This window comes from Alteromonas sp. 5NW40-0090, from assembly GCF_057552975.1.
Genome location: NZ_BAAJLT010000001.1, coordinates 25,310 through 42,492 on the forward strand (window position 1 = coordinate 25,310; position 17,183 = coordinate 42,492).

Annotated in this window: 16 protein-coding genes; 12 read left to right on the top strand and 4 right to left on the bottom strand. The window is 45.4% G+C overall.

The genetic code is table 11. The annotated features are described in order from the left end of the window. Nucleotides 1-26: 26 nt before the first annotated feature. From AC27KT_RS00060 to AC27KT_RS00090, 7 genes are read left to right on the top strand one after another with little or no spacing between them, the layout of a single operon-like run. Nucleotides 27-1,748: an anthranilate synthase component 1 gene (locus AC27KT_RS00060; protein ID WP_487126362.1), complete on the top strand. Its 1,722-nt coding sequence runs from the start codon at nt 27-29 to the stop codon at nt 1,746-1,748. Continuing rightward, nucleotides 1,745-2,377 (top strand): aminodeoxychorismate/anthranilate synthase component II, encoded by a 633-nt coding sequence (locus AC27KT_RS00065; RefSeq protein ID WP_487126364.1) that lies wholly within the window; start codon nt 1,745-1,747, stop codon nt 2,375-2,377. Before AC27KT_RS00060 ends, AC27KT_RS00065 begins: the two co-directional genes overlap by 4 nt. Then, complete coding sequence (trpD, locus tag AC27KT_RS00070) at nt 2,370-3,401, top strand: anthranilate phosphoribosyltransferase (protein WP_071814294.1); 1,032 nt, start codon at nt 2,370-2,372, stop codon at nt 3,399-3,401. The genes AC27KT_RS00065 and trpD overlap by 8 nt, the downstream gene beginning before the upstream one ends. Next, the gene (gene trpCF, locus AC27KT_RS00075) at nt 3,394-4,803 is read left to right on the top strand and encodes a bifunctional indole-3-glycerol-phosphate synthase TrpC/phosphoribosylanthranilate isomerase TrpF (RefSeq protein WP_487126367.1); all 1,410 of its coding nucleotides are present in this window, start codon (nt 3,394-3,396) and stop codon (nt 4,801-4,803) included. Before trpD ends, trpCF begins: the two co-directional genes overlap by 8 nt. A gap of 20 nt (nt 4,804-4,823) precedes the next feature. Next, nucleotides 4,824-6,005 carry a tryptophan synthase subunit beta gene (gene trpB, locus AC27KT_RS00080; RefSeq protein WP_014976090.1) on the top strand — a complete coding sequence of 394 codons (1,182 nt, stop codon included), beginning with the start codon at nt 4,824-4,826 and terminating at the stop codon, nt 6,003-6,005. Further along, nucleotides 6,005-6,814, top strand: a complete 810-nt coding sequence (trpA, locus tag AC27KT_RS00085; protein WP_487126369.1) for a tryptophan synthase subunit alpha — start codon at nt 6,005-6,007, stop codon at nt 6,812-6,814. The genes trpB and trpA overlap by 1 nt, the downstream gene beginning before the upstream one ends. 4 nt (nt 6,815-6,818) lie before the next feature. Beyond that, the gene (locus tag AC27KT_RS00090; protein ID WP_487126371.1) at nt 6,819-7,118 is read left to right on the top strand and encodes a YciI family protein; all 300 of its coding nucleotides are present in this window, start codon (nt 6,819-6,821) and stop codon (nt 7,116-7,118) included. Between the two features lie 316 nt (nt 7,119-7,434). Here the strand turns inward: AC27KT_RS00090 and AC27KT_RS00095 are convergent, their stop codons facing one another. Beyond that, a complete protein-coding gene (locus tag AC27KT_RS00095; RefSeq protein ID WP_487126373.1) occupies nt 7,435-7,899 on the bottom strand; it encodes a pyridoxamine 5'-phosphate oxidase family protein in 465 nt (154 codons plus the stop codon). A 627-nt stretch (nt 7,900-8,526) separates the two neighbouring features. On the opposite strand from AC27KT_RS00095, the gene AC27KT_RS00100 reads away from it, so the two are divergent. The 3 genes from AC27KT_RS00100 to AC27KT_RS00110 are packed head-to-tail and all read left to right on the top strand — an operon-like array spanning nt 8,527 to nt 10,800. Beyond that, nucleotides 8,527-8,796 carry a PepSY domain-containing protein gene (locus AC27KT_RS00100; protein ID WP_136781067.1) on the top strand — a complete coding sequence of 90 codons (270 nt, stop codon included), beginning with the start codon at nt 8,527-8,529 and terminating at the stop codon, nt 8,794-8,796. 1 nt (nt 8,797) lies between these two features. Then, nucleotides 8,798-9,472 carry a response regulator transcription factor gene (locus AC27KT_RS00105; RefSeq protein ID WP_014948936.1) on the top strand — a complete coding sequence of 225 codons (675 nt, stop codon included), beginning with the start codon at nt 8,798-8,800 and terminating at the stop codon, nt 9,470-9,472. Beyond that, a complete protein-coding gene (locus AC27KT_RS00110; RefSeq protein ID WP_487126376.1) occupies nt 9,469-10,800 on the top strand; it encodes an ATP-binding protein in 1,332 nt (443 codons plus the stop codon). The genes AC27KT_RS00105 and AC27KT_RS00110 overlap by 4 nt, the downstream gene beginning before the upstream one ends. Before the next feature lie 400 nt (nt 10,801-11,200). Here AC27KT_RS00110 and AC27KT_RS00115 read toward each other — a convergent pair whose 3' ends face one another. Then, nucleotides 11,201-12,241 carry an AI-2E family transporter gene (locus tag AC27KT_RS00115; protein WP_014978826.1) on the bottom strand — a complete coding sequence of 347 codons (1,041 nt, stop codon included), beginning with the start codon at nt 12,239-12,241 and terminating at the stop codon, nt 11,201-11,203. Nucleotides 12,242-12,314: 73 nt separating this feature from the next. On the opposite strand from AC27KT_RS00115, the gene folX reads away from it, so the two are divergent. Beyond that, nucleotides 12,315-12,683, top strand: a complete 369-nt coding sequence (folX, locus tag AC27KT_RS00120; RefSeq protein WP_012517852.1) for a dihydroneopterin triphosphate 2'-epimerase — start codon at nt 12,315-12,317, stop codon at nt 12,681-12,683. 23 nt (nt 12,684-12,706) lie between these two features. Further along, nucleotides 12,707-13,603 carry a TIGR01777 family oxidoreductase gene (locus tag AC27KT_RS00125; RefSeq protein ID WP_487126379.1) on the top strand — a complete coding sequence of 299 codons (897 nt, stop codon included), beginning with the start codon at nt 12,707-12,709 and terminating at the stop codon, nt 13,601-13,603. A gap of 346 nt (nt 13,604-13,949) precedes the next feature. Here AC27KT_RS00125 and AC27KT_RS00130 read toward each other — a convergent pair whose 3' ends face one another. Together AC27KT_RS00130 and AC27KT_RS00135 are read right to left on the bottom strand one after the other, a co-directional pair. After that, nucleotides 13,950-16,472: an ABC transporter permease gene (locus AC27KT_RS00130; RefSeq protein WP_487126381.1), complete on the bottom strand. Its 2,523-nt coding sequence runs from the start codon at nt 16,470-16,472 to the stop codon at nt 13,950-13,952. Then, complete coding sequence (locus AC27KT_RS00135) at nt 16,473-17,171, bottom strand: ABC transporter ATP-binding protein (protein ID WP_487126383.1); 699 nt, start codon at nt 17,169-17,171, stop codon at nt 16,473-16,475. Between the last annotated feature and the right edge of the window lie 12 nt (nt 17,172-17,183).

A 17,183-nucleotide genomic window follows, 5' to 3' on the forward strand; every position in this document is an offset into this window, starting at 1 on the left:
CTTTTTGCAGTTGGAGAGTAGCAAAAATGAGTTTAGCGGAACTGGGGATTTCCCCAGGTAAGGTAGAGACAATTGAGCAAGTGGGGCACTACGTAGATGACCCACTAGCGGCATTTGCTCACTTATGTGGAAATAAAAACAACGCACTGCTTTTAGAGTCGGCAGAAATTGATTCTAAAGACGACTTACAAAGCTTATTAATGGTTGACGCAGCGCTGCGCATGGAATGTCGGGGCAACCGCGTTGAAGTGAAAGCTCTGACAGGAAACGGCGCTTCAGTATTACCGTTATTTGTAGACCACGCCCCTGACGGTCTACACATCAAAGAAAGGACAGACACTTCAATTACGATGGTATGTGATGAAGCCGACGGCGAGCTTGACGAAGACAGTCGATTAAAGGCTGCAAGCGTAATGGACGCGCTTCGCATTGTTATCAATAAGATAACGCCTATTCGCCAACATCCCCACGCTATATTTTTAGGCGGGGTATTTGCTTACGACATGCTTGCAGGCTTTGAAAAGCTACCTGATGTTGCAGAAGGTGAAAATGACTGTCCAGACTTTGTGTTTTACTTGGCAGAAACTTTAATTACCGTTGATCACCAAACCCGCGAAACCCAATTAATCGGCAGTGTTTTTAGCGGAGAAGACGTTGCCCAGCAATACTTTGCCATTGCACAGCGCTTAGAAGCAATTCATCAGCAGTTACACGATATGCCTGCTAAGCCCGTGCTAGTAGGTACAAATACAGCAAAGATCACTGATGCAAAAAGCGAAGCACAAAGTGGACAGTCACTCGTTTCCAATACCGCAGCACAAAACGGACAGTCACTTTCTTTTGACCCAAATGTTGAAGTTAGCGTTAATCTAAGTGATGAACAGTTTTGCAACCATGTGCTGGACTTAAAACAGCACATTTTAGCCGGCGACATTTTTCAGGTTGTGCCCTCGCGCACATTCTCTCTCCCCTGCCCGTCGCCGCTACTTGCTTACGCTAAACTTAAAGAATCAAACCCAAGCCCTTACATGTTTTACATGCAAGATGCCGCTTTCAGCATATTTGGTGCCTCTCCCGAATCAGCGCTTAAATACGAAAGAGAAAGTAATCAGGTAGAAATCTACCCGATTGCCGGTACCCGTCCACGTGGCAAGCGCCCTGATGGCAGTATCGACAGAGATTTAGACAGCCGTATTGAGCTTAACCTTCGCGAAGACACCAAAGAAAAGTCTGAGCACATTATGCTGGTTGACCTTGCCCGAAACGATGTGGCTAAGGTGAGTCGCCCAGGCACGCGCTATGTGAAAGACTTGCTAAAGGTTGACCGTTACTCACACGTGATGCACTTGGTGTCGCGCGTGGTTGGCCAGCTACGTGACGACTTAGATCCACTGCACGCTTATCAAGCCTGCATGAATATGGGCACCCTAGTTGGCGCACCAAAAGTAAGCGCAGCGACGTTAATTCGTGAAGTAGAGAAAAAACGCCGCGGCAGTTATGGCGGCGCGGTTGGCTACTTGAATGGTCAAGGCGATATGGACACTTGTATTGTCATTCGCTCAGCGTTTGTGAAAAACGGCACGGCTTATATTCAAGCGGGTGCAGGCGTAGTATATGACTCGGTTCCACAAGCTGAAGCTGATGAAACCCGCGCTAAGGCGCAAGCGGTAATTGGTGCAGTAAAAGCAGCGCTACAAGAAGAAGCTGAAAGTATCAACGTTGCATTAAATGAAGGAGGCAACGCATGAATCAGCAAGTGACCACCCTATTTTTGCTCGACAATGTAGACTCATTTACCTACAACCTTGTAGATGAACTACGTACTTTAAACCTAGACATCAAGGTATATCGCAACACGGTTTCAGCAGATGCGTTGTTTGAAAGAATGCAGGAACAAGCAACCAAAGGGCCTGTGCTTCTTATGCTATCACCGGGGCCAGGCGCACCGAGTGAAGCGGGCTGTATGCCTGAGCTACTAAAAAAGGTACACGGTGTATTCCCCGTGATCGGCATTTGCTTAGGCCATCAAGCTATTGTTGAGCATTACGGCGGCACCGTAGGACGTGCCAGCCAAGTTATGCACGGTAAGTCTTCTGCCATCACCCATTCTGAAGATGCCATGTTCGAAGGTTTACAGCAGCCTTTACACGTTGCACGCTACCACTCTTTAGTAGCACACACACTGCCTGAAAACCTCACCGTTTGTGCATCTACGGTAAACGATGATGGCAGCGAAGCCGTAATGGCAATATACAATAGCGAAGATCGCATGTTGGGTTTTCAATTCCACCCAGAATCTATTTTAACGGCTAACGGCAGTCTGCTGTTAAAGCAAAGTATTGACTATTTAACGTTACATGGAGCGAATCATGCTTAACGCAGGCCCTCTACTCGAGCAAATAATGCTGCGAGAATCGCTGTCGCAAACCGAAGCGTACAGCTTGTTTAACAGCATCATGCACGGCGAGCAAAGCGAGGTGATGATTGCCTCTGTGCTTACTGCGCTTAAAATGAAAAAAGAGTCACCGAGTGAAATTGCAGGTGCAGCGAGTGCTATGGTTGCAAACGCGTTGCCCTTCCCTACGCCATCGTATGAATTTGCTGACATCGTTGGTACCGGCGGTGATGGCCACAATACCATTAATATTTCTAGTGCTGCGGGTGTTGTAGCAGCGTCGTGTGGCGTAAAAGTCGCAAAACACGGTAACCGCAGTGTATCAAGCAAATCAGGCTCTGCTGACTTGTTTCGCCAATTTGGACTTAATTTAGAAATAAGCCCTGAAACATCGCGCAAATGCTTAGATGAAGCAAATTTCACATTTCTTTTTGCACCGGTCTATCATGCCGGTATGCGCTACGCAGCGCCCGTGCGTGCTGCGATGAAGACTAGAACCTTGTTTAACATACTGGGGCCTTTGGCGAATCCTGCGGGTCCAACTCACGGTATTTTCGGCGTATACTCTCCTGAATTGCTTGAACCTTATGCAAAAACCCTTATGCTGCTCGGCCAACATCGCGCAATGATTGTGCACGGCGATGGCTTAGACGAATTAGCACTTCACGGTGAATCAACAATATACGACCTTGAACATGGCGACATTCGTAAGCTTACTGTCGCTGCTGGAGACTTCGGCTTGCCTCGCTATCCCCTTTCGGCGATTGAAGGTGGCGAACCAGAAGAAAACCGGCAGTTTGTTGAAGCTGCGCTAAACGGCGAAGGCAAAGAAGCGCACCGTGCCGCCATTGCCATGAACTGCGGAGCGCTGTTGAAAGTAACCGGCAAAGCCTCAACGTTTAAAGAAGGCGCAGAAATGGCGATGAACGCTATGAGCGAAGGGTTACCCATGCAGCTATTAACGAAGGTTGCTAAAATTACTCAGGAGGTAAGCACGAATGGCTAATGTGCTTGAGAAAATTGTTGCTGACAAACGAGAAGAAGTGGCCGCACGCAAAGAGGCATTGCCGCTAGAAAGCTTTAAAGCTAACTTGGAGCCTTCTCAGAAGAGTTTATTTGCAGCACTTAGTGAGCCAAATGCAGGCTTTATCTTCGAATGCAAAAAAGCATCGCCCTCAAAGGGCCTTATTCGAGAGCACTTCGATTTAGACGAAATCTTAGCCGCGTACACGCCTTATGCTGCCGGCATTTCTGTACTGACAGACGAGAAGTACTTCCAAGGTAAATTTGAGTATTTGGCTTACGTCACCGAACGTGTTGCTCAGCCTGTACTTAACAAAGATTTTTTCGTTGAGACCTATCAAGTGTATTTAGCCCGTTACTACAATGCCGATGCGGTGTTGTTAATGCTAAGCGTGCTAAATGACGATGAATATCGCGAGTTGGCAAACGTTGCGAATTCTCTGTCATTAGATATTCTCACCGAAGTAAGTAATGAAGAAGAGATGGAGCGCGCTATTGCGCTTGAAGCCAATATCATTGGTATTAACAACCGTGATTTACGCGACCTTTCTACCGATTTAGCGACAACTGAACGCCTTGTGCCCATGCTTGAAAAAGCTAGTCATGACTACGTGGTTATTTCAGAGTCGGGCATATACACCCACCAAGACGTGCTTCGTTTAGCGCCTGTATCCCAAGGCTTTTTGGTGGGCAGCGCATTAATGGCAGAGGCTGACCTACCGCGCGCAGTGAAAACGCTAGTGAATGGCGCCGTTAAAGTATGCGGAATTACTAGCCCCGAGCAAGCTCAGATGGCGTTTGATAAAGGCGCAAGCTTCGGCGGCCTTATCTTCGCAGATAAATCGCCACGCTGTGTGAGCGAAGCACAGGCGTTGGCCATAACGCAAAGCGTTGACGGTGCTTTTGTTGGTGTGTTCGTCAATCACGACATTGATACAGTGGCATCACTCGCCGCCTCACTTAACCTTTTTGCCGTACAGCTTCACGGCAATGAAGATGAAGCTTACATTTCAGCGCTTGCTGCCAAGCTTCCAGAAGGTTGTGAAATTTGGAAAGTCGAAGGTGTTAAAGCAACCTCTTCTGACGAACTACCAGAAGCAGTGGACAGACACTTAAATAATAGCCTTGTAAGCCGTGTTCTTCTGGATTGCCAGGTAGGCGATGCAAAAGGCGGTACAGGCGAAGCGTTCAACTGGCAGCTATTAAACGATATCGAAGCGAAGCATAAGTTAGTGCTTGCTGGCGGTATTAACGCCCAGAATGTTGCAGAAGCTATTGCAACCGGCTGTGGTGCTATTGATGTGAATTCAGGCGTAGAAACCGCACCCGGCGTGAAAAGCGAAGAAAAACTCGACGGGCTTTTTGCCATTTGCCGCCGTTACTAATTTAAATACAGGACAACGTAATGAACCAGTTAGATACAAAATTTGGTGAATTTGGTGGCATGTACGTGCCCGAGCTACTTATTCCAGCACTAGACCAACTGGAAAAAGCATTTTTGGATGCAAAGGACGACCCGACATTTAACGAAGAGTTTTTATCTCTGTTAAAAGACTATGCCGGTCGCCCAACGTCAATGACGTTAACTCGCAATCTGGTAAGTAACCCAAAGGTAAAGTTATACCTAAAGCGTGAAGACTTACTACACGGTGGTGCACACAAAACTAACCAGGTGCTAGGCCAAGCGCTACTTACCAAGCGCATGGGTAAAAAAGAAGTTATCGCCGAAACAGGCGCGGGCCAACACGGTGTTGCCACCGCGTTAGCATGTGCATTGTTGGGGCTAAAAGCACGTATTTATATGGGTGCGAAAGATGTTGAGCGTCAAGCGCCAAACGTGTTCCGAATGAAGCTAATGGGCGCAGAGGTTATTCCTGTAAATGCCGGTTCTGGTACGCTTAAAGATGCCGTAAACGAAGCCATGCGCGACTGGTCAGCAAACTATGATAAAGCGCACTATTTGTTAGGCACAGCCGCGGGCCCACACCCGTTCCCGACTATTGTTCGTGAATATCACCGCATGATTGGCGAAGAGACTCGCGCACAAATTATGGAAAAAGAAGGTCGCTTACCTGACGCTGTAGTAGCATGTGTGGGCGGAGGCTCAAACGCTATCGGTATGTTTGCAGACTTTATTGATGAGCCTTCTGTGCGCCTGGTGGGCGTTGAGCCTGCGGGTAAAGGTGTGCACACCAAAGAGCACGGCGCAACTATCGTGACGGGTACAAAAGGTATTCTTCACGGCGCATACACCTTCATTATGCAAGACAAAGAAGGCCAGATTGAAGAGAGCTACTCAGTATCTGCTGGTCTCGACTACCCTGCTGTTGGCCCTCAGCATGCTTATCTTCACGATATTGGGCGAGCGGAATACGTTGCCGCTACAGACGAAGAAGCGCTGAACGCATTCCAATTGCTTGCAAGAAAAGAAGGTATTATTCCTGCCCTTGAATCGTCGCATGCTTTAGCGCACGCGCTAAATATGGCAGATGAAGCGGAAGAAGAAACCATCATCGTAGTTAACTTATCAGGTCGTGGCGACAAAGATTTAGCGCACGTTATCAACATTTTAGGGGACGATTTATAATGGATAGATATGCACAAATGTTTGCCAGCCTTGATGAAAAGAACCAAGGCGCTTTCGTACCTTTCGTAATGGTGGGTGACCCCGATTTAGCGCAATCTGAAGCCATTATTTGCCAGCTAGTAGAAAGCGGTGCAGACGCACTTGAGTTAGGTATACCTTACTCTGACCCCATCGCAGACGGCCCCACAATCCAAGCTTCTGCCATTCGCGCATTAAGTAATAAGGTGACGGTAGCAGATTGCTTGGGCGTTATTTCACGTGTTCGCGCAAAATATCCAGACGTGCCTATCGGCTTACTACTGTACAGCAACTTAGTAATGGCACAAGGCATCGAAAACTTTTACGCCAAAGCGCAAGAGGCAGGCGTTGACTCAATTTTGGTTGCCGACGTTCCTATTCGCGAAGCAGCACCTTTCCAAAAAGCAGCCGAAGCCACTGGCATTTCACAAATTCTGATTGCACCACCTAATGCTACCGATGAAACCATGGAAAAAATCGGGGAATACTCGAAAGGCTACACGTATTTGCTGGGTCGTGCGGGCGTTACTGGCGCAGAAACTGCCGCAAACGTGCCTGCTTCAGAGCTTATTGAGCGCTTGAATAAACATAAAGCAGCACCAGCATTGTTAGGTTTTGGTATTTCTACACCTGAACAGGTTAAATCTGCCATTGACGCAGGTGCCGCTGGCGCAATTTCAGGCTCGGCGACAGTGAACATTATCGCAGCCAATTTATCGGACAGTCACAAAATGCTAAGCGAGCTCGGCAGCTTTGTTGAAAGCATGAAAGCAGCTACGGCGAAAGGATAAACGCATGCTATATATGATTTGTGCAACCGATGTGGCGGACAGTCTAGAAAAACGCCTAGCGGCGCGACCTGCTCACCTTGAACGTTTAAATGCGTTAAAAGATGCAGGCCGTTTAGTGATGGCTGGCCCTTTCCCTGCTGTAGATAGCCCAGACCCAGGTCCGGCCGGATTTACTGGCTCGCTTGTAGTCGCAGAGTTTGATTCACTAGAAGCTGCTCAAGCATGGGCAGATTCTGACCCGTACATCGAAGCAGGTGTTTACGAAAGTGTTGTAGTAAAACCTTACAAAAAGGTTTTGCCTTAAGTTTTAGCTAAACGCTATGTAGTAAACTTCGATAAATAATGAAAGCCCCTTAAGACCGAATAGCTCCGGTTTTAAGGGGCTTTTTTGTTGTTTTAACAATATTGAAGCTAACTTTGGACAGACACTTATTTACCGAAATAATGTGGACACACACTTGTAATCGTTCACCAAGCTTCACATTATTGATAGTGGACAGTCACTCAATAATCAGCCAACAATCGCAATAAATAATCCCTTGTGGACAGACACTCGCTCCTCTGAGTAAGTGTCCCAACGCCTCAAAGCTTCGTCATACAATTGCCTCATAACGCTGCGTTTAAAGTTCGACCTTTTCGTGTTCACCCATCTCTTTTGGCTTTACCGTTTTACCAGTGAGCATTTTAAACATGCCTTTTAGCGAAGGATCTGCATCCCACACTTCTGCATCTATAAGTTCAAAGCGAAGCATTAATAAAGAAGGATCATCTTTACCTTTCTCGAACCATGCTTCTACTGGATTAGACCAGTATTTATCAATCACCTCTTTACGTGATTCAACAGTGAGGTTGCCTCGGATACAAGCAAATACATCATGACCTTTGGATGCAAAGTGAACCATCGCTTTTCCACCTTTAGCAATGCGGTTGTCTCGACTAGTGTAAAACCAAAACTCACTATCAGCGTCTTTATCAAGCTGGGCGTACATAGGCTCGGCATGCATATCCTCGCCTACCAGACTTACCATTACTTTTGGACTATCTGACATTGCTTTCCACATTGTTTTCTTAATATCGTTAGACATAGTTCCTCCTTGTTGAAAATAAGTGTCTGTCCGACGTTACTATTGAATTGAGCAGTTGAACTGAACACCTTATTTTCATTTTATTGACTGATGTAAAGCCTATGGAACGCACATGACATGCCAAAACAACCATATCGCCGAACTTTCTTGCAAAAAAAGTTATTGAGAAACGTCAGCTTCTCACCCAACGCGAGGCAGATACAGGTTTGGACAGACACTTATATATTCCCATGGTCTGTATAAACGATGTAAAGAAAACCGTGGACAGTCACTTGACAACATCGTAAATATTGCTCACGTAGTTACAAACCAACAAAGTGGACAGACACTTTTTCAAAGTAATAGTAAAGATTACTCAATCTGTAATAGTAGCGAGAGCGCTAGACTATATTCGTAACATGAGGCCTTTAAATAGATTGCGGACAGACACTCTAATTTTGACTTGCGTCATTATTGCTATCAAGTGTCTGTCCACAATATTTGCTCTTTCGTAAATGCCATTTACTCAAGGCTTATATACAGCTTTTGCTCCGCAAGGTAGACTAAACCCAGTTCAGAATGGGTTCAGTTAACCAAGTTATAATTATCTGTAATTTGGCCTGTGTGGGATAATAATTGTGAGGTTGTATGGCATTATCGCTTCGTGTTGCAGTAGTTTGTTTAGTGTTAGCTTTGTCTAACACTACGCCAGCATTGGCGTTGCAAGACTCTGGTGGCGATATATCAAAAAGCGAAGCTGCAGAGCGCGCGCGCGCTTCTGAGAATGGCCGTGTCTTAAAAGTTGAACAAACCTCAAAAAACTACCGGGTAAAAGTACTCAAAAAGTCTGGGCGAGTAGTGTCAGTAGATGTAGACAAACGTTCAGGCAAGGTGAAAAAAAGTAAAGATAAGGACTAACATGCGTATCCTCGTAGCCGAAGACGATAGCAGATTATTAACCCAACTTGACGCGCTTCTTCAGCAAAATGGCTATAGCGTAGACCTCGCAGATAATGGTGAGCACGCGCTTTTTCTCATTAAAGAATATAGCTATGACCTGGCTATTGTCGACATCGGCATGCCAAAGTTAGACGGATTTGAGGTTATACGAAAAGCCCGTCAAGCTGATATTTCTTGCCCTATACTTATCTTAACGGCAAGAGATAGATGGCAAGAGAAAGTAGAAGGCCTAGATGCTGGTGCCGACGACTATCTCACCAAACCCTTTCATAATGAAGAATTACTTGCTCGAACAAAAGCGCTAATTCGACGAGCTTCAGGACAAGCGAACCCGACCATTCAGTTCGGACCAATCTCGCTGGATACCGTTAGTGAAGAGCTATCGTTGAATGGTCAAGCTCTGGACCTAACAGCTTACGAATACAAAGTCATGGAGTACCTGATGCTTAACCCGCAAAAGGTCATCTCAAAAACAGAGCTAACCGAGCACATTTACGACCAAGATTTTGATTTAGATAGTAATGTTATTGAAGTTTTCGTGGGAAGACTGCGGAAAAAGCTGGACCCGACCGGTGAGTTAAAGCCAATCGAAACCCTTCGAGGTAGAGGCTACAGGATAAATAGAAGTTTATGAGGCAGTTGTCGCTTCGTCTTCGGAGTATCTTTTTAGCGATTGTGCTTCTAGCGTTATTTGCGCCTTTTACTGTTGTCATTTTAGACGAGGCTTATACTGATAGCCTCACGCAAGCCAAGATGAGTGAACTTAGGTTAATGAACTTAGGTCTGTTATCGGCTTTCGAGTTAGATGGCGACCTGCCTTACATGCCTGAAATTTTATATGAAGAGCAGTTAAACCTTCCGGGGTCAGGCTATCTTGGCGTCATTGTGTTTCGAGACGAAGTTATTTGGCAATCAGCCTCTGCTCTAGAATATACCTTTGTACCACCTCAGATAGACGTCTCAGTCGGTAACGAGTTATTTCTTGAGTCCTATACGCCTAGTTTTGAAAAAGATTCCCAGTTTTTTGTGTACGCCTTCACCGCAGAATTTGCTTCAAGTAGAGACTTCGAGCCTGTGCGATTTTATATATTTAACAATAAAGCACTCTTTGAAGCAGAGCGGAAGACATTTTTAGACACAACGTGGCAATGGATCTTCACACTTTGTATAGCGCTCCTGGTCTTTATCATTATCGGGATTAGCTTGGTTCTTCTTCCCGTTAGGAAGTTAATTGACGAAATTTCACAAACCTCAAGCGGGCATAAACGCCAGTTGGAAGCTCGATACCCAGTTGAATTTGATTCTTTGAAACAATCTATTAATGGGTTACTACATACAGAGGCCGCTCAAAGGGCGAGATATAAAAATAGCTTGGGAGACTTAGCACATAGTTTGAAAACACCCTTGGCGGTGGCATCGGGCACTAGTGATTTACCCGCTGAGGTAAACGAAGCACTTCAGCAAATTGACAGAATAATTAAACGTCAGTTGAAAAGAGCAAGTGCAGGAAAATCGGGTTGGCAACACGCTATCGATATATTACCCGTTTTACACAAACTTGCCGATGCGATGGACAAGGTCTACCAAGATAAAGCCCTTACCATTGAGTTAGAAATGGATGAAGACACTCAGTTTAAAGGGGACGAGACCGACTTCATGGAGCTTTGTGGCAACCTTTTAGACAATGCCTGCAAAGCAGCGAACAATAAGATTATCGTATCAGTGATGAAAAGTGCTGGTTGGCTAACAATTAAAGTAGAAGACGACGGCCCAGGTATTCCTGACGACAAAAAGGTGCTTTTGTTAGAACGAGGAACTCGCCTCGATACCTATACAGAGGGCCATGGAATTGGCATGGCGTTGGCGGCCGATTTAGTTTCAATATATGAAGGTAGAATGCTTATCGAAGACAGCACGCTTGGCGGCGCTTGTATTGTAATTCAATTTCCCAATCACGAATAAGGCTTTAAAAGTACAACGAAGTTTGAGAATGGTCGTTGAAACTTTGAGCTTTTAATTACTGAGTTATGAAAGCGGACAGACACTTGAGTTCGTACAATGATTTGGGACGTATGGAAAGTGGACACACACTTAAATTTACACCAAAGTTTGGGGCAGACAGACACATTCTCAATTGACTGTTTAGCTAGAAACCAGTAAGAGAAATTTGTTTTTAAATAGATTGTGTATCTGTCGCCTTTTAACCTTTCTTTTTCGGGCGTAAAAACTGTACAGATAGAAGCGGACAGTCGCTTCTATCTAATTTGAAGGCAATCTTTCGAAGAATTACGCTAAAACATTTGAGTGTCTGTCCACTATCGACTTCCAGACAAGTGTATGTCCACTTTCTACTTACACTAAGTTACGACGCAGACTTCTCACCTTCACTCGATAACAGCACTGCAAGCCACTTGCTCTCCTCGCGAGACTCTAGTGCAATTTTTACTACCATGGTCAACGGTACTGATAGCAGCATTCCAACGGTGCCTAGCAGCCACCCCCAAAATATCAATGATAGGAATACCACAAGTGTAGAGAGCCCCATGCCCTTGCCCATTAATCTAGGCTCGACCATATTACCCATGATGGTATTAACAAGCACAAAGCCAAGAGCTGCAAAACCTGCTGAGGCAGGCCCAAGTTGAACAAATGCGATTAATACCGCAGGAACAGCAGCGATAATGGAGCCAATGTTAGGTATAAAGTTGAGCATGAAAGCCAACACAGCCCAGAGCATGAAATGATCTACTCCCATCACATACAGCCAAACCCCAATAATCAAACCGGTCCCTAAACTAACCACAGTTTTTATCGCTAAGTAACTGTTCACAGAACGAATAAATCTGTCGATATGCTTTAATTTCATTCCAGGATCAGCAAGGGCAATATGCAACCGGCGTGGAATACTGTCTGCTTCAAAAAGCATGAAAATGACAGTAAGAAGAATAAGAAAGAGGTTTGAAAGTACGCCGCCCATTCCGCTGATGAAATTTGTTGCTACGGACATAGCCGTTGCGGGGTCAAGGTGAGAAGCAATTAACTCTCGATTGATGTGAATATTAAATTCAGCCAATTTGGACACAACCCAGGCAAACTCTGTATCAAGCTTGCTTCTATATTCTGGTAAATTTTCTCGAAACTCGGTCATAGACTGGCCAACTAAGCCAGCTAAAAGAAAACCAAAAACAACGATAAGCAGTATAACAAAGGTGATAGAGAGCCATTTAGGCACGCCGAATTTCGAGGTCCAACGTATTATTGGGCTACACGCGATCGCTATAAAAATAGAGAGAAAAAACGGTACCATGATCGTACTGGCGGCTTTAATACCAGCCATTACCACTACTAAACATGCTAAAACTATAAGAATTTTTGCTGTTGGCGAGCGTAGTTCCATTGACATTTTGTGCTACATTCCTGACTGAAACGACAACACTTTACAACGACTTATAAACAACTACAAACAAGAGACTTCAATGAACTTTAATCTTGCCACTATTAAAATTAAAAACCTAAGACTACGCACATACATTGGCATCAATGAAGATGAAATAAAAAACAAGCAGGACGTTGTTGTTAACGTGAAAATTGATTATGACGCAGAAAAAGCGACTAACACCGACGATATGAGTGATGCGCTTAACTACAAAACGATCACAAAGGCAATCATCAAGCTTGTAGAAGACAACCGCTTTTCTCTACTGGAAAAACTTACCGCCGATGTGCTAAGCATTGCCGCGGAACATTCTTCGGTACGCTACGCTGAGGTTGAGGTCGATAAGCCACATGCCCTTAGATTTTCTGATTCCGTGTCCCTGACACTATCTTGTAATAAAACGGGATAAGGTCATACCTCGAGGAGCTAATTGTGAACATTCTTTTGACCGGTGGAACAGGGCTGATAGGTAGCGAATTTATTCGTCAATATTCTCGAGAACATGAATTCACGGTGATTTCTCGCGGCTTTGCAAAGGCAAAGAGCAAATTGGGGGATAACGTCAAAATCGTCGAGAACGTTTCTTCGATAGAAAATTTTGAAAGTTTCGACGCAGTAATTAATTTAGCTGGCGAGCCTATCGCCGATAAGCGCTGGACAGACACTCAAAAGAAAAAGATTTGCGATAGTCGCTGGGATATCACTTCTGAGCTTGTCTCAAAAATAAATAGCTGTGATACGCCTCCGTCCGTTTTCTTATCGGGCTCTGCGATTGGTTACTACGGCAATCACGGAGACAAGATTGTAACTGAAGAAACCTCTCCTCATAACGAGTTCACCCATGAACTGTGTGCTAAATGGGAGGCCATCGCCCAAAGTGTAGATCAAGCTAAGACTCGTGTAGTAACGCTTCGAACTGGTGTTGTTCTCACCGAAAAAGGTGGCGCACTAGGGAAAATGGCACTACCGTTTAAATTAGGGGGCGGAGGTACACTTGGGAGTGGAAGTCAGTATTTGGCTTGGATCCACTTACAAGACATGGTGCGAGCTATCTCATTCTTGCTAGAAAATAGCGCATGTTCTGGTGCATTTAATTTAACGGCACCGGAACCAGTCACGAACAAGGAGTTCTCTAAAGCGCTCGCAAAATCACTTAGCCGGCCTTGCCTGTTCAATGTCCCGGGCTTTGTTATGAAAGTCGCCATGGGCGAATCATCGACGATGATACTTGAGGGGCAGAGAGTCATTCCTCAAAAGCTTACTACTGCCGGCTTCAGTTTCGAATTCCCTTCTATCGACAAGGCGTTAAGTGAGATATATCGCGCTTAATAGAATTACTAAAATTCGTTATGTACTTTGTGGACAGACACTTGAATTGCTAAGCAAGTGTGTGTCCACATTTATTGCGCAGCAGTATTGCTGGGCACTCGGCTCAATCACAAAATTCAAAAACTTCTATCCACTCTCAAACCAGAGTACTTCTTAAACTCTTAGCGAAAACCATTCTTTCGTGATTAGGGAACTTTGCGGTAAGCGTTACAGTGAACATAATCTTCGCAGTGGACAGACACTCAGTGCCAATGAGTGTCTGTCCACTTCATCAAATTTAAACGGCGCTTATTTAAGTGTCTGTCCGTTTTGTATTAAAGCGCATTTTAAACTAACACAAGAATACCTAAACCATGTTCCGCAGCATCTGACCGGTATTAAGCGTAAGTAAACGCCAGCATCCAAACGCACCTAGTATGCCTACAACGACAGCGCCAACGCTTGGCGCTATTGCCCAGTATTCAGGGTGTAAGCTTGCTTCCATTTGGAATACAGAGGTTTGAAGTAAATAAAGGCTCAACTCATTGGCCATCGCTGCCATAAAGCCTGCTACTACACCAATGATAACAAACTCAAAAATAACACTTTTTCTTATCAACGCCCCCTTTGCACCGAGCGTTCGAAGTATCGCTATTTCCTGTCTGCGTTCATCCATGCTCGCCTGTACTTGTGCAATCAATACCAGACTGCCCGCTAACAATACCAGCACCAAAATAAATTCAACGGCAACAGACACCTGATCCACAATCTCTCGCAACTGATTAATTCGAGCATCAACGTCGAACATAGTTATTGATGCAAACGGTTTAAGTAGGTTAGTTAACTCTGCCTTTCTCTCGGTAGGAAGGTAGAAACTAGTAATATAAGTTGGGCTAAATGCGGCCATTGCCTCAGGGTGAATAACGAAGAAAAAGTTAGGCTGCATAGTCTGCCAATTCACAGTACGAATACTCGTTACTTTCGTTTCGACAATCTCGCTTCCCACATTAAAAGTAAGCCGATCGCCCATTTTAATGTTCAACCTTTCTGCAACGCCTTCTTCAACGGAAACCGGGAACCATCCTTCGCTGTATTGTTTATCCTCATCGCCATGCCAGTTCCCGTCAATGACCTCGTTTTCTTTTTGAAGCGCGTTGCTCCAAGTTAGGTTTGCTTCTCTGCCTAAACCTCTTCGGCCTTCTCGATTCGGCTCATCTTCTTTAGAAACCTCGGTGTTTACCCCTTCTCCATTTACCGAAACAAATCGGCCTCGAATGACAGGATAAAACTCTTCAATTTTTACGCCATTGTCAGCGAAGTGTCTGTCCAACTCGGGTTGAATATCCGGCGTAATGTTAATTAAGAAGTAATTCGGTGTACCTTCTGGCAATTGCGAGCGCCATTGTGAAACCATATCGTTGCGCATTACCAGCACCACTAAAAGCAACATAATGGTGACGGAAAAGCTAATAAGCTGCACACTGTTGTCCATTGCACGTCTCTTAATACGTGCCCATGCCAACTGCCACGCCCCCATTCTTCCACTGCCCAACTTGCGTCCCACAGCAATTAAGATATACGTAGCACCAAGCAATCCAAGCACCAGGGCAGCGCCAGACACAAAAAGAATAGCGCTAATTTTCAAATCACGGCTATACATCCACATCAGTAAAAATATCGCGCCTCCAGAAGCCACGAACTGGATGCTTCTTGAGCGTAGATTTGCCGAGATATCCTTTCTCAATACGCGAAGCGGGGGGACTGAAAACAGCTGTAAGAGTGGGTACAAGGAAAAGAGCAAAGCGCAGGTAGCGCCTGTAGCTACGGCGATTAAAAGCGGGCGCCAATGCCATACGTCGAGGGACACATCCACTTTATCCGCTACAAGTGAAACCACCACTTGCTGGCCGATAAAACCAATAACAAGGCCGATAAAAATGCCCAGCCCAGTGATAAATAAAATTTGGAACAAATAGACTTTTCGGATAGTGCTGCTGGTTGCACCCAAGGTTTTCATTATTGCGACCGGGTCAAAGTGTCGCTGAGCATAACGCTGAGCAGCAACGGCAATGGAGACTGCCGCTAATACTATTGCTAACAAGCTTGCCAACAGAAAATAGCGCTCAGCACTGGCGACAGAACGCCCTATCGCTGACTCGTCATCTTCGACTGTCCGCCACGAGTGTAGATCATCGTTTAATTGGGGCAATAACCAGGTATTGAAGTTTTCTATGTCACCGGCATCACCGGCAAAAAAGCCCACATAACGAGCGCGGCTCCCAGGCCCGGTTATCGCAGTTTGCTCCAAGTCATCTAGGTTAATGAGCGCAATGGGGTCGGTATTAAACACACTAAAGCCAGCATCTGGAATATCCACCAGCACATGGGTGACGACAAACGTGCCATCGCCAATTTCAATACTATCGCCAATAGAAAGTCCTAAGCTTTGAAAGAGCCGAGACTGTACCCAGGCTTCGCCAGATTGCGGTAATTCCGCGGTAGTACGTTTTTCCCCAAACGGCTGGTCAGTAATACTGACTGTTCCTTTCAGCGGATAAGCGTTATTCACAGCGCGTAAATCGACAAGCGACATCTCGTCGCCTTTAAATACCATCGAGCGTGTTGCCACCTGCTTTGCCGTCGCAAGGCCCTCTTCTTGGGCTCTAGCTAACCACTCCTCGTTTATAGGGTCATCTGAACGAAGTTGAGCATCTGCTGCAATAAATGCTGCAGAGCGAGACTTTAGTGCGCCCTGTAAACGCTCGCTAAAAAGTGACAACGACAATACGGCGGCCACAGATAGCACAATGGCCAGCAATATGATGGTCAGTTCACCACGTCTAGCCTCATGCTTGAAAAGCCGCCAAGCTAAATTAAAAGACGTCGACATCTAAACTGCCTCTTTTTTATTCATCGTGTTCGCGCCGGTTGTTTCAATGAGTTCTCCAGCATTCATAGTGAGTTGCCTGTCACAATGTTCCGCAAGCTCGTTATCATGAGTTACGAGTACGAGAGTTGTGCCTTTTTCTCTATTCATCTCGAACAACAGCGCTTCGATTTTTTCACTATTTTTGGCGTCTAGATTGCCGGTAGGCTCATCGGCGAAAAGAATTTTGGGAGAGGTAATAAATGCTCGCGCGATGGCAACGCGCTGCTGCTCGCCCCCCGATAACTGATTAGGGAAATGATGCGCGCGATGTTTCAAACCGACTTGCTCTAGAATATCCAAAGCTAGTGCCTTTGGGTTATCAAGCCCTGCAATTTCTGCCGGTAGCATCACGTTTTCTAAGGCTGTTAAGCTTTGAACTAACATAAAGCTTTGGAAAATGAAGCCTACTTTATTTCCTCTTAAAATAGCGCGCTCTTCTTCATTCATGCTATGAAGTGCTTCGCCATCTAAGAAAATTTCTCCTTCTGTAACTTGGTCGAGCCCTGCCAACAAACCCAATAGGGTTGACTTACCCGAGCCTGACGCACCAATAACGGCAACGGACTCACCAGACTTGACTTCAAAAGAAATAGGACGAAGGATCTGCAGTGAACCTTCACTCGTATCCACTACTTTGGTTACAGCATTAGCTTTTATCATAAGAGGTCATCA